General features: G+C 66.9%; 10 protein-coding genes. 5 read left to right on the forward strand and 5 right to left on the reverse strand.

The genetic code is table 11. The annotated features are described in order from the left end of the window. Positions 1–57: 57 nt before the first annotated feature. Genes NMB43_RS02260 through NMB43_RS02270 form a run of 3 tightly spaced genes read left to right on the forward strand, consistent with a single transcriptional unit; the run spans position 58 to position 2,546 of the window. A complete protein-coding gene (locus NMB43_RS02260) occupies positions 58–909 on the forward strand; it encodes a CheR family methyltransferase (RefSeq protein ID WP_494350536.1) in 852 nt (283 codons plus the stop codon). Beyond that, positions 906–1,502, forward strand: a complete 597-nt coding sequence (cheD, locus tag NMB43_RS02265) for a chemoreceptor glutamine deamidase CheD (protein ID WP_494350537.1) — start codon at positions 906–908, stop codon at positions 1,500–1,502. The genes NMB43_RS02260 and cheD overlap by 4 nt, the downstream gene beginning before the upstream one ends. Positions 1,503–1,511: 9 nt before the next feature. Then, on the forward strand, positions 1,512–2,546 hold the full coding sequence (locus NMB43_RS02270; RefSeq protein ID WP_494350538.1) for a protein-glutamate methylesterase/protein-glutamine glutaminase: 1,035 nt from the start codon (positions 1,512–1,514) through the stop codon (positions 2,544–2,546). 10 nt (positions 2,547–2,556) lie between these two features. On the opposite strand, the gene NMB43_RS02275 is transcribed toward NMB43_RS02270, so the two are convergent. Next, the gene (locus NMB43_RS02275) at positions 2,557–4,773 is read right to left on the reverse strand and encodes a RelA/SpoT family protein (RefSeq protein WP_494350539.1); all 2,217 of its coding nucleotides are present in this window, start codon (positions 4,771–4,773) and stop codon (positions 2,557–2,559) included. Positions 4,774–4,824: 51 nt separating this feature from the next. Between NMB43_RS02275 and NMB43_RS02280 the strand changes: the two genes are divergently transcribed. Continuing rightward, positions 4,825–5,589, forward strand: a complete 765-nt coding sequence (locus NMB43_RS02280) for a M90 family metallopeptidase (RefSeq protein WP_494350540.1) — start codon at positions 4,825–4,827, stop codon at positions 5,587–5,589. Positions 5,590–5,739: 150 nt separating this feature from the next. Beyond that, the gene (locus NMB43_RS02285) at positions 5,740–6,141 is read left to right on the forward strand and encodes a host attachment protein (protein ID WP_494350541.1); all 402 of its coding nucleotides are present in this window, start codon (positions 5,740–5,742) and stop codon (positions 6,139–6,141) included. 58 nt (positions 6,142–6,199) lie between these two features. Here NMB43_RS02285 and NMB43_RS02290 read toward each other — a convergent pair whose 3' ends face one another. Genes NMB43_RS02290 through NMB43_RS02305 form a run of 4 tightly spaced genes read right to left on the reverse strand, consistent with a single transcriptional unit; the run spans position 6,200 to position 12,614 of the window. Further along, on the reverse strand, positions 6,200–6,811 hold the full coding sequence (locus NMB43_RS02290; RefSeq protein WP_494350542.1) for a TetR/AcrR family transcriptional regulator: 612 nt from the start codon (positions 6,809–6,811) through the stop codon (positions 6,200–6,202). 17 nt (positions 6,812–6,828) lie between these two features. Continuing rightward, positions 6,829–8,253 (reverse strand): AdeC/AdeK/OprM family multidrug efflux complex outer membrane factor, encoded by a 1,425-nt coding sequence (gene adeC / locus NMB43_RS02295; protein ID WP_494350543.1) that lies wholly within the window; start codon positions 8,251–8,253, stop codon positions 6,829–6,831. Between the two features lies 1 nt (position 8,254). Further along, positions 8,255–11,404: an efflux RND transporter permease subunit gene (locus tag NMB43_RS02300; RefSeq protein ID WP_494350544.1), complete on the reverse strand. Its 3,150-nt coding sequence runs from the start codon at positions 11,402–11,404 to the stop codon at positions 8,255–8,257. A 13-nt stretch (positions 11,405–11,417) separates the two neighbouring features. Next, positions 11,418–12,614 (reverse strand): efflux RND transporter periplasmic adaptor subunit, encoded by a 1,197-nt coding sequence (locus tag NMB43_RS02305; protein WP_494350545.1) that lies wholly within the window; start codon positions 12,612–12,614, stop codon positions 11,418–11,420. Positions 12,615–13,322: the final 708 nt, after the last annotated feature.

Raw genomic sequence — 13,322 nt, forward strand, 5'->3', positions numbered from 1 at the left:
GACGACGGCCGTGGAAGGGGGCGTGCCTGCCCCTGACACGGCCCGCGATCACAGGCCATGAGCAGCCGCGAGGAGCCCTTCCATGAGCGCGAGTTCGCCTTCGGCGACAGCGACTTCCGCCGCGTCTGCGCCCTGATCTACCAGCGCGCCGGCATCGCCCTCGGCGACAGCAAGCGCGAACTCGTCTACGGCCGTCTTGCCCGGCGCCTGCGCAGCCTGCGCCTGGCTTCCTTTGCTGACTACCTGGCCCGGCTGGAGGACGAGAGCGATGCCGAGTGGGAATATTTCACCAACGCGCTGACCACCAACCTCACCTCCTTCTTCCGCGAGCCGCATCACTTCGAGATGCTCACCGAGTATCTGCACCGTCACGCCATCGACGGCCCGCTGCGCATCTGGAGCGCGGCGTCCTCCACCGGCGAGGAGCCCTATTCCATCGCCATGACGGTGGCACAAGCCATGCGTCGCGCCTCTGACGACGTGCGCATCCTGGCGACCGACATCGACACCCAGGTACTGCAGACCGGCGCGCGCGGCATCTACCCGCTGGAGCGGGTGGATGCCTTGTCACCGCAGCTCAAGCAGCGCTTCTTCCTGCGTGGCGGCGGGGCGAACGAGGGGCGGGTGCGGGTCAGCCCGGCTCTGCGTGCGATGGTGCACTTCCGTCGCCTCAACCTGCTGGACCCGGCGTGGCCGATGCGTCAGCGCTTCGATGTGGTGTTCTGTCGCAACGTGCTGATCTACTTCGACAAGGAGACCCAGCGCAGCCTGCTGCGTCGCATGGCCGACTTCATCCGCCCTGGCGGCCTGCTGTTCATCGGTCATTCGGAGAGCCTCAGCGCCGAGCGCGAACTGTTCGAGTCCCTCGGGCGCACCGCCTACCGGCGGGTGGATGGGGCAGCAAGATGAGTGAGCTGGAGTCGGCGCCCAACCGCTACTACGACCGCCACTTCCAGAAGGAGGCGGTGAAGATCCTGCCGGGCGAATACTTCGTCACCGGGCGCGACGTACTGATCGTCACCGTGCTGGGCTCCTGTGTCTCTGCCTGTCTCTACGATGAGGTGGCCGGCGTCGGCGGCATGAACCATTTCATGCTGCCCGACCATCATGACGAGGGCTGTGTGGCCAGCGCTTCCGCGCGCTATGGCAGCTATGCGATGGAGATGCTGATCAACAACCTGCTCAAGGCCGGCGCGGTGCGTACGCGGCTGCAAGCCAAGGTGTTCGGTGCGGGGCGGGTGTTGTCCGGCATGAACCATACCGACGTCGGGGCGCGCAACGCCGAGTTCGTGCTGCGCTACCTTGCGGCGGAGCGCATCCCCTTGCGGGCGCAGGACCTGCTCGATGTGTACCCGCGCAAGGTGTACTTCTTTCCGGCCGAGGGGCGCGTCCTGGTCAAGCGCATCCGCACCCTGCACAATGACACGATCATTCAGCGCGAGCTGCGTTACGAGGCCATGCTGGAGAAGGTCAAGGTTGAGGGGTCGGTTGATCTGTTCTGAGGGACGCGCATGATCAAGGTGCTCATCGTCGATGACTCCGCCCTGGTGCGGCAGCTCCTGACTCATATCCTGAGCCAGGCGCCGGACATCCGGGTGCTTGGCGCCGCGCCCGACCCCTTGGTGGCGCGGCAGATGATCAAGGATCTCAACCCGGATGTGCTGACGCTCGACATCGAGATGCCGCGCATGGACGGGCTGGACTTCCTGGAGCGTCTGATGCGCCTGCGGCCGATGCCGGTGGTGATGGTGTCGACGCTGACCGAGAAGGGGGCCGACGCCACCTTGCGCGCGCTGGAGCTGGGTGCTGTCGACTACATCCCCAAACCCTCGCTGGGCGTCGGCGCGGGCCTGGAGGCCTATGCCGAGGAGATTGTCGCCAAGGTGCGAAACGCCGCGCGCAGCCGCATCCAGCGGCGCGAGAGCACACCGGCTCGGGCCACCGTGGTGCCCGCCAGCATCCCCGGGGCGAGCGAGAAGCTGCTGCTGATCGGCGCTTCCACCGGGGGTACCGAGGCGCTCAAGGAGGTGTTGCTGCAGATGCCGCCCGATTGCCCGCCCATCCTGATCGTGCAACATATGCCACCGGGCTTCACCGCCTCCTTCGCGCGGCGACTGGACGGCCTGTGCCGCATCGCGGTGAAGGAAGGGCAGGACGGCGAGCGCGTGCTGCCGGGCCATGCCTACATCGCGCCCGGGGGCCTTCACATGAAGCTGCGCCGCAGTGGCGCCTATTACCTCGTCGAGATCAGCGACGAAGCGCCGGTCAATCTGCACAAGCCGGCGGTGGACGTGCTGTTCCACTCTGCCGTGCCCAGCGTCGGGCGCAACGCGGCAGCCGCCGTGCTGACCGGCATGGGCAAGGACGGCGCGGCTGGCCTGCTGGCGCTGCGCCAGGCCGGGGTGTTCACGGTGGCGCAGTCGGAGCGTACCTGCGTGGTGTATGGCATGCCGCGCGAGGCGGTGCAGAACGGCGGCGCGGCAGCGGTGGCCGACCTGCAGGATGTCGCCGGCATGCTGCTGGAGAAGCTGGCGGCGGGGCGCTGAGGGGTAGCGCTCAAGCGCGCTGTGCCGACAGCACGTCCTTCACCTCGCCGATCTGCTGCAGCACGCGCTGCACCCAGGCCACGCTGCTTACTTCGACGGTGAAGCGCATGTAGGCACGCCCCCCGCGTGACACGGTGTTCACCCCGATCACGTTGAGGCGCTCGCGCGAGAACACGTCGGAGATGTCGCGCAGCAGGCCCTGGCGGTCGCTCGCCTCGATCGCGATGTCTACCGGGTAGACCTCGGACTTGGGCGGGGTCGTGCCCACCTGCGGCACGTCGCCGCCCCACTCGGCCGGCACGATGCGCTCCGGGTGGCGCTGCGCGATGTTCTGGTAGCTGCGGCAGTCGCAGCGGTGGATCGACACGCCGCGCCCGCGCGTGACGAAGCCCGAGATTGCATCCGGTGGCACCGGTTTGCAGCAGCGCGCGAGCTGGGTCAGCAGCTTGCCCACGCCCACCACCAGGATGCCCGAGGACGATTCGGCCGCGTGCCGCTCGCCGATGACCACGTCATCCGGGCGGTCGGCCTTTTCCGGCTTGGCGGTCGGGGCCTGCAGCGCGTTGTGGATCTGCCGGCTGCTGACGTCGCCACGGCCCACGGCCAGGAACATGGCGGCGGAGTCCTTGAAGCCGGCGCGCGCCGCCAGCTCTTCCAGATTGGCCTGGGTCTGGCCGGAGCGCTGCAGCTCCTTGGTGACGATGGCACGGCCCTGGGCCGCCGTCTCTTCCTCTTCCTGCTGCACGAACCAGCGCCGCACCTTGGCGCGCGCGTTGGAGGTGTTGAGGTAGTTGAGCTGCGGATTCAGCCAGTCGCGCGAGGGGCCGCCCTGTTTGGCGGAGATGATCTCGACCACCTGGCCGTTGGTGAGCGGGGTGTCCAGCGGCACCATCGCGCCGTTGACCTTGGCGCCACGGCAGCGGTGGCCCAGCTCGGTGTGCAGGCGGTAGGCGAAGTCGATCGGGGTGGCTCCGGCCGCCATGTCCAGCACGCGGCCCTGCGGCGTCACCACGTAGATGGTGTCGTCCAGCGCGGCGCGCCGCGTGTGCTCCTCCCATGCCGAGGCATCGGCGACTTCTTCGCGCCACGACAGCAGTTGGCGCAGCAGGGCGATCTTCTCGTCGTACTCGCCGCCGCTCTGGCTGCCTTCCTTGTAGCGCCAGTGCGCCGCCACGCCCAATTCGGCGTGCTTGTGCATGTCGTGGGTGCGGATCTGCACCTCCAGCGCGCGGCCGTCGGCGGCGCGCACGGCGGTGTGCAGCGACTGGTAGTTGTTGCCCTTCGGCTTCAGGATGTAGTCGTCGTACTCGTTGGGAATCGGCGTCCACAGCTCGTGCACCAGGCTCAGCACGGCGTAGCAGTCCTTGACCTCGGGCACCAGCACACGCAGCGCACGCACGTCGTAGACCTGCTCGAAGTCCAGGTGCTTGGCGCGCATCTTGTTGTAGATGCTGTAGATGTGCTTGGGCCGGCCATACACCTCGGCGGTGATGCCCAGGGCCGACACCTCGCGCAGCAGGCGCTCGGTGGCGTCGTGGATGAAGGCCTCACGCTCGACGCGGCGTTCGTCCAGCATCTTGGCGATGCGCTTGTAGGTCTCGGGCTCGATGAAGCGGAACGACAGGTCTTCCAGCTCCCACTTGAGCTGCCACACGCCCAGGCGGTTGGCCAGCGGGGCGTACAGGTCGATGCTCTCGCGCGCCACGTCCAGGCGCACGCGCTCCCGGTTCTCGGTGAAGAAGCGCAGGGTCTGCACGCGCGAGGCCAGGCGCAGCAGGATCACGCGCAGGTCGTCGGCCATCGCCAGCACCATCTTGCGCAGCACTTCGGTCTGCGCGTGCAGGTCGGCCGCGCCGCCCTTGCCACTGGGCGACAGGTGCAGGCGGTTCAGTCGGCGCAGGCCGTCGACCAGGCGCGCCACATTGGGGCCGAAGCGCGCCTCGATCTTGTCGGCGCCGTCCGGTTCGTGGTCGCACACGGCGAACAGCAGGGCGGCCAGGCGCGCCTCCAGGTCGAGGCGCAGCAGCACGCCCATCAGCGCCATGCCCAGCGCGTGCTGCCAGATCGGCTCGCCACTGCCCAGCGTGCGGGTGCCGTAGCACACCTGCGCCCATTGCGCCGCTTCAGCCAGGGGGGCCAGCGCGTCGGCAGGCAGGCCTTCGGCCAGCAGCTCGGCGACGGGCTTCTCGGCGTCGGCGCTGGCAACGGAATGTTGTACGGATACCATTGGCGAATTATCCCACAGGCCTTCGGCGGCCCCGCTACCCACTCGGGAACCATGTTCAGGCGATTGCTGCAGTCCCTCAAACCCCAAGCATCCGACGTGCCCGAGGCGCTGTGGCAGGCTGCTCTGGCTCGCCTGCCCTTCATTGCGCGCTTGCCCGAAGATGAGTTGCTGCGGCTGCGCGAAGTGGTGCGGCGCTTCCTCGACGACAAGGTCTTCGCGGGCGCCCAGGGCTACGAACCGGACGATCTGGCGCGCCTGAGCATCGCGCTGCAGGCCTGCCTGCCGGTACTGCACCTGGGCCTGTCGGCCTACGCCGGGTGGCGCGGCATCATCGTCTATCCGGGTGAGTTCGTGATCCCGCGCCGCGTCGTGGACGACGATGGGGTGCTGCACGAGTACGACGAAGAGGCGCTGGGCGAGGCCTGGGACGGCGGCCCGGTGGTGCTGTCGTGGTACGACGATCCGGCCGACTACGCCGGCGCCAACGTGGTGATCCACGAGTTCGCCCACAAGCTGGACATGCTGACCGGCGAGGCCGATGGCGTGCCCTTGCTGCACGGCGACCTGGACGAGGAGACCTGGGTCGGTACCCTGGACGCCGCGTGGGAGGATTTCTGCGCCCGCGTGGACGAAGGTGAGGACACCGCGATCGACCCCTATGCGGCCGAACACCCGGGCGAGTTCTTCGCTGTGATGAGCGAGGTCTTTTTCGTCGAACCACAGCTCATGGTCGACGAATATCCGGAGCTTTACGCGCTTTTTGCGCGGTTTTACCGCCAGGATCCCGCAAGTTACGGCCCGTCGCCTGGCGGCTGAAGTTCTCCTTTCGCGGCCCTGTGCGCGCTGCCTATGCTGAAGGAGGCCGCCCCTCCGGGTGGCCCGGGCCTTCCCCTCGCAGCGTGCTACGCGGCCGCTTCCGGCGCGCGGGGGAGACCTGTCCCTGACTGTTTTCTGGAGGACTCACCCATGTCTACGACCTGGATTCTCGTCGCCAACGCCCGTCACGCCCGCCTGTTCGCCAACCACGGCCCCAACAAGGGTCTGGAACTGGTGCACGAGGCCGAGGCCGATCTGGCTGCCGAGGCGACGCGGATGCCGGTGTCGGGGCGGGCCTCGCCTCGTGGCGAACCACCCAAACATGTGGAGAGGAGTTTCGCGCACCGCTTGGCGCGCGACCTGCACAACGGGCGAAGTCGTGGCGACTACGCGCGCGCCATCATCGTGGCGCCACCGGGCTTCATGGGCATGCTCAACAACGAGCTGGACGGTCCCACCGCCTCCCTGGTCAGCGACCGCCTGGACAAGGACTACACGCGCAGCGAGCCGGAGCAGTTGCGTTCCCAGTTGAGTGGCTGCCTGTGCGCATGACCCGCCTGTGACATGCCGCAGGGCCCGGGCTTGTGCCCCGGGCCCTGTGCTGGCGGACTCAGCCCGCCAGGATCGCGCGGATCGCGCGACGCATCGGTTCCACCAACTGCATGCGGTCGAGTTGCGGATTGCTCAGTGCGCGCAGGCGCAGTCCTTCGAACAGCACGATCACCATGTTGAGTCGCCCGGCTTGCGCGGGGTCGGCACGGTAGGCGGCGAGCTGCGTGCTGGTCAGCAGCAGCTCATGCAGACGCGTGGACAGGATGCGGTCGGCTTCGTGCACCTTGGCGGCGACCGCCGGGTTGCGTGAGGACTCCGCCGCCACCTCCATCATCAGCGCGGCGTATTCGGAATCCGAGTTGTCGCAGATGCCGGTGGCGATGCGGCCCAGCATGGCGTCCAGCACATCCTGTTCAGGGTTCTCGACCATGCTCTGCATCAGGGCCAGCTTGTGTGCGACGTTGCGGTCCACGATGCCGAAGATGATCTCTTCCTTGCTCGCGAAGTAGTTGTAGATGTGGCCGGCGCTCATGCCGGCCTCGCGCGCGATCTCGGCCATGCTGGCGCCGTGGAAGCCGCTGCGCGCGAAACACGCGGTGGCGGCTTCCAGCACCTGGCTGCGGCGCGCTTCGGCGCGCTCGGGGTCGTGGTGTTTGCGAGGCGTGCTCATGGGAGGCGGATACTACTTCAAGTGCCGCCGCGCTCGACCAGCCCGCCGCCCAGTACCTTGTACAGGGTGACCAGATTGCTCTGGCGCGACAGTTGAACGCTGATCAGCGAGAGCTGGGTGGCGAACAGCGCGCGCTGCGCGTCGAGCACCGCGAGGTAGTTGTCCACGCCGCCGCGGAAGCGGGCTTCCGACAGGCGCAGGCTGTCGGCGTAGGCCTCCACCTGGGCGGCCTGGGCGGTGAGCTGTTCCTCCACCGTGCCGCGCACGGCCAGTGCATCGGCCACCTCGCGGAAGGCCGTCTGGATCGCCTTGTCGTACTGCGCCAGAGCGATCGCACGGTCAGCCTCGGCCACTTCGAGATTGGCCTGGCGGCGCCCGGCATCGAAGATCGGCAGGTTGATCTGCGGGATGAAGCTCCAGGTGCCCGTGCCGCTGCCGAACAAGCCGTCCAGCGTGTTGCTGGCGGTGCCGCCACTGGCGGTCAGCGTGATGCTGGGGAAGAAGGCCGCGCGGGCCGCGCCGATGTTGGCGTAGGCAGCCTGCAGGCTGCGCTCGGCGGCGAGGATGTCGGGGCGCTGTTGCAGCAGTTCGGAGGGCAGGCCGGCGGGCAGCTCGCTGGTCGCGGTCAGCGCGCCGCGCAGGCTGCTGGGTTGCAGGTCGGCCGGGACCGTTGTGCCGACCAGCACGGCCAGCGCGTTCTGATCCTGCGCCACGCGAGCGGTGTAGGTCGCCACTTCGACGCGGGCGCCTTCGACCACCGTGCGCGCCTGGGCAACGGCCAGTGCCGAGGCCGCGCCCAGCTCGAAGCTGCGTTGTGTCAGCTTGAGCGTCTCTTCGCGTGTGGCCAGGGTGTCGGCCGACAGTTGCAGGCGTTCGCGGTCGGCGGCCAGGGTGAGGTAGGCGTTGGCCACCTCGGCCACCAGCGAGATCTGGGTGCTGCGCGCTGCTTGCTCAGTAGCGAGGAAGTTCTGCAGCGCGGCGTCACGCAGGCTGCGTACGCGGCCGAAGAAGTCCAGCTCGTAGCTGGAGAAGCCCAGGCCCACGCTGTACTGGCGCGTGATGCGCGGCTCGCCGGTGCCATTGATGTCGCCCGAGCTGCGTTGCGCCGTCTCGCCGGCTGCGGCGTTGACGGTGGGGAACAGCTCGCTGCGCTGGATCTGGTACTGCGCGCGCGCCTTTTCAATGTTCAGCGCGGCGACGCGCAGATCGCGGTTGTTGGCCAGCGCCATCTCGATGAGTTTCTGCAGGCGCTCATCGACGAAGAACTCGCGCCAGCCGATCTCGACCGCCGGCTTGGCGCTGGCAGCGCCCGCCTTGTAGGCCGGGCCTTGCGGCCAGGCCTCGGGGGTCACCGCCTTGGGGCGGCTGTAGTCGGGGGCCAGGGTGGAGCAGCCGGACAGCAGGGCCAGCGAGAGGCTCAGGGAAAGCAGGGTCTTGTTCATGTCAGAGTCCCCCCAGATCGTTGGGGTGTGCAGCGTGGCTGGAGTGCGTGTTGCGCGTAAAGATGCGGCGGATCACGACGTAGAACACCGGCACGAAGAAGATGCCCAGCACCGTGCTGGTGATCATGCCGCCCAGCACGCCGGTGCCGATGGCGTTCTGGCTGCCGGAGCCGGCGCCGGTGGCGATGGCCAGCGGCACCACGCCGAGGCCGAAGGCCAGCGAGGTCATCAGGATCGGGCGCAAGCGCAGGCGTACCGCCTCCAGCGTGGCCTCGACCAGGCCCTTGCCGTACTCCTCCATCTGCGCCTTGGCGAATTCCACGATCAGGATCGCGTTCTTCGACGCCAGACCCACCGTGGTCAGCAAGCCGACCTGGAAGTACACGTCGTTCGACAGGCCACGCCCGGTGGCGGCGAGCAGCGCGCCGAGCACACCCAGCGGCACCACCATGATCACCGAGAAGGGCACCGACCAGCTTTCATACAGCGCGGCCAGGCACAGGAACACGACCAGGATCGAGATCGCGTACAGCGCAGGCGCTTGCGCACCGGAACGACGTTCCTCGAAGGAGGTGCCGCTCCACTCGTAGCCGATGCCGGGGGGCATCTTGGCCATGATCTCCTCGACCGCCGCCATCGCATCGCCCGAGGACAGGCCGGGTGCGGCCTGACCCAGCAACTGGATCGAGGGCATGCCGTTGAAGCGCTCCAGACGCGGCGCGCCGTAGCTCCAGCGCGCGCTGGAGAAGGCCGAGAAGGGCACCATCTGGCCGCTGCTGTTGCGCACGTACCACTTGTTCAGGTCTTCCGGCAGCATGCGCGCCGGCGCGTCGGCCTGCACATACACCTTCTTGATACGGCCACGGTCGATGAAGTCGTTGACGTACTGGCTGCCCCAGGCGATCGACAAGGTGTTGTTGATGTCAGCCACCGTCACGCCCAGTGCGCCCGCACGTGCGTGGTCGATGTCCAGCTTGTACTCGGGCTGGTCGTCCTGGCCGTTGGGGCGTACGGCGACCAGGCGCTTGTCCTGTGCCGCCATGCCCAGGAACTGGTTGCGCGCGGCCACCAGGGCTTCGTGGCCGAGGCCGCCGCGGTCCTGGATCTGCAGCTCGAAACCGTTGGAGGTGCCCAGCTCGATCACCGCCGGCGGCACGAAGGCGAACACCATCGCATCGCGGATGCGCTGGAAGGCCCCCATGGCGCGGCCCGCAGTGGCCTTGACCGTCAGGTCGGGACGCTGGCGTTCAGACCAGTCGCGCATCTGCACGAAGCCCAGGCCCATGTTCTGGCCGGAACCGCCGAAGCTGAAGCCAGCGATCGTGAACAGCGAGCTGACGGACTCCTTCTCCTTGTTCAGGAAATGGTCCTCGACCTGCTCCAGCACCTTGAGCGTGCGCTCTTGCGTGGCACCGGCCGGCAGCATGATCTGGGTGAACATGATGCCCTGGTCCTCTTCCGGCAGGAATGACGTGGGCATTCTGTGGAACAGATAGCCCAGGCCCACCACCATCAGCACGTAGACGATCAGGAAGCGCGTCGTGCGGCCCAGCATCTTGCCCACCGCCGATTCGTAGCGCTGGGTGTTGCGCTCGAACATGCGGTTGAACCAGTTGAAGAAGCGCGACTCATTGTGGTGATGGCCCTTGGCAACCGGCTTGAGCATGGTCGCGCACAAGGCCGGCGTGAGCACCAGCGCGACGACCACCGACAGGATCATCGAGGACACGATGGTGATCGAGAACTGGCGGTAGATCACGCCGGTGGAGCCACCGAAGAAGGCCATCGGCACGAACACGGCCGACAGCACCAGGGCGATGCCGATCAGCGCGCCGGTGATCTGCCCCATCGACTTGCGCGTGGCTTCCTTGGGCGACAGACCTTCCTCGGTCATCACCCGCTCGACGTTCTCCACGACCACGATGGCATCGTCCACCAGCAGGCCGATGGCCAGCACCACGCCGAACATGGTCAGGGTGTTGATCGAGTAGCCGAAGGCGGCCAGCACGCCGAAGGTGCCCAGCAGCACGACGGGCACCGCGATGGTCGGGATCAGGGTGGCGCGGAAGTTCTGCAGGAACAGGTACATCACCAGGAAGACCAGCACGATGGCTTCGGCCAGCGTCTTCACCACCTCTTCGATGGAGAGCTTCACGAAGGGCGTGGTGTCGTAGGGCGTCACCGCCTTCACGCCGGCCGGGAAGTAGGCGCTCATCTCCTTGATGCGGGCCTTCACTGCGTCGGCGGTTTCCAGCGCGTTGGCACCGGCGGCGAGCTTCACGCCGATACCGGCGGCGGGCTTGCCATTGAAACGCGCCACGGTGGCGTAGTTCTCGGCACCGAGTTCGACGCGCGCCACGTCACGCAGGTACACCTTGGCGCCCGTGCTGGTGGTGCGCAGCAGGATGGCTTCGAACTGCTCGGCCGTCTGCAGGCGGCTCTGCGCCGTGATGGTGGCGTTGAGCTGCTGGCCCGGCACCGCCGGCGTGGCGCCGAGCTGGCCGGCCGAGACCTGGGCGTTCTGCGCCTGCAGCGCGCTGACCACATCGCTCGGCGTGAGCTTGAAGTTATTCAGCTTGGCCGGGTCCAGCCATATGCGCATGGCGTACTGCGCGCCGAAGATTTGCACCTCACCGACGCCAGTCACGCGCGACAGCGGGTCCTGCACGTTGGAGACGAGGTAGTCCGCCAGGTCGGAACCGTTGTACTTGCCGTCCTCCGACACGAAGCCGATCACCAGCAGGAAGTTACGTGCCGACTTGGCGACCTGCACGCCTTGCTGTTGCACGGCTTGCGGCAGCAGCGGCAGGGCCAGTTGCAGCTTGTTCTGCACCTGCACCTGCGCGATGTCGGGGTTGGTGTCGGCGTCGAAGGTCAGCGTGAGACTGACGCGGCCCGAGGAGTCGCTGGACGAGTTCATGTACAGCAGGCCGTCCAGGCCGGTCATCTTCTGTTCGATGACCTGGGTGACCGAATCCTCCACGGTCTTGGCCGAGGCGCCGGGGTAGCTCGCGTTGATCGCGATGGCCGGCGGTGCAATGTTGGGATACTGGGAGATCGGCAGCTCCATGATGGAGAGCGCGCCCGCCAGCATGATGACGATCGCAATGACCCACGCGAAGATGGGCCGGTCGATGAAGAAACGTGCCATGAGTGCGGGCTCCTTACTTTGCAGCCGGGGCGGAGGCGGCGGCCGGCGCACTGGCGGCCACCGGGCTCCACGCCTGCGGCGACACCTCGGCACCTGGGCGGGCGCGTTGCAGGCCTTCCACGATCACGCGATCGCCGGCCTGCAGGCCCTCGTTCACCAACCAGCGGCTGCCCAGGGCCTGGCCCACCTGCAGCACGCGCGGCTCCACCTTGTTCTCGGCATTCACCACCATGGCCACTGCATTGCCCTTGGCATCGCGCGTCACGCCTTGCTGTGGCACGACGATGGCGTTCTCACGCACACCTTGCTCCAGCACGGCACGCACATACATGCCGGGCAGCAGCACGCGGTCAGGGTTGGGGAACACCGCGCGTACCGTCACCGAACCGGTGCCCTGGTCCACCGTCACATCGGAGAAAGCCAGCTTGCCTTCGCGCGCATAGGTCGAACCATCTTCCAGCACCAGCTTCACCTTGGCCTGGCCGGCGTTGTCGCGCTTGAGGCGGCCGTCCGACAGCTCGCGGCGCAGGCGCAGCAGCTCGCTGCTCGACTGGGTGACGTCGACATAGATCGGATCGAGCTGCTGGATCGTGGTCAGCGCGGTGGCCTGGTTGGCCGTCACCAGCGCGCCCGGCGTCACCGTCGACATGCCGATGCGGCCGCCGATGGGCGCGGCCACCCGCGTGTAAGCCAGGTTGATGCGCGCGGTTTCCAGCGCGGCCTTGGCGACCAGCACATCGGCCTCGGTCTGCTTCAGCGTCGCGGTGGCATCGTCGAAATCCTGCTGGCTCACTGCCTTGATCTTGACCAGTTCGGCGTAGCGCTCTGCCTTGGCGCGCGCGCTCACCACGTTGGCCTCGGCACGCGCCAGGGCCGCCTGGGCGCTGGCATGGCTGGCCTGGTAGGTGGCCGCGTCGATCTGGTACAGCGCGCTGCCGCTGGCGACGTCGGCCCCCTCGCGGAACAGGCGCTCCTGGATGATGCCGCCCACTTGCGGGCGCACCTCCGCGATCTGGTAGGGCGCAGTACGCCCGGCCAACTCGGTGCTCACCGCCACCGTTTCCGGCGCCAGCGTGACCACGCCCACCTCAGCCGGCTTGCCACCGCCTTGCTGCGCCCCTCCTTGCTGATTACCGCAGGCGGCCAGGGCCAGAACGAGAGCGAGCGCGAGCGGCGCTCCAAAACGCGGGGAAAGGGTGGAGTTGGGCATGAAGCACCTGTCAGGGAACGAGGGTTGGGGGCTGGCAACGGAGCATCGCCAACACTGAATGAATGTTCATTCTAAGATTTGTGCGATGCAGAATACAAGCGTGAAATGTGTAAAAGAAAGTGACTTGTTCCGGACAATTAAAGTCGAAAACGAGCCATTAAAGTCGAGAACGACTTTTCAAGTTGCTGACTTCCTGAAAGGCAGACTCCATGCGGTTTTCCGAGGAATTTGGCCCTTGCTACGCAAAGCACCAAGTTTGTGCAATAAAGTCGAGAACAAGTCCAGAAATCCTTGCCTGGCAAGGGTTTTGATGAATCCACCTGGTTTGCTCCATCAGCCGCATACGCCTGAGTGTCGATCAAGACGTTTGGAGCACTAAGCTCTCGGTTGATTTGCAAGGATTTGTATCTTGCGAGACTTGAGGGCCGGCGATGCTCGACGCTTTGACTGCATGGGGGTGGAACATGGGGCCGCGCTCGGAGGCATTGAGATGATTGGCTGCATGTCGGCCAAAGCGGCCGGTCAAGGCTGCAACCAAATAGTTCTGCGAAAGGCCAAAACCGGCCACTGCGATTCCGTGGGCTGACTGGCAGCATCCCAATGCGGATTCAACCGGTCACTCGACGATGATGCCCACCCAGTGGCTGCTTGAACAACCGATTCTCGGCGACGGCATAAGCTCGAACCGACTCTGCCCTCAGCGGCCTG

Source organism: Uliginosibacterium sangjuense (assembly GCF_059132465.1).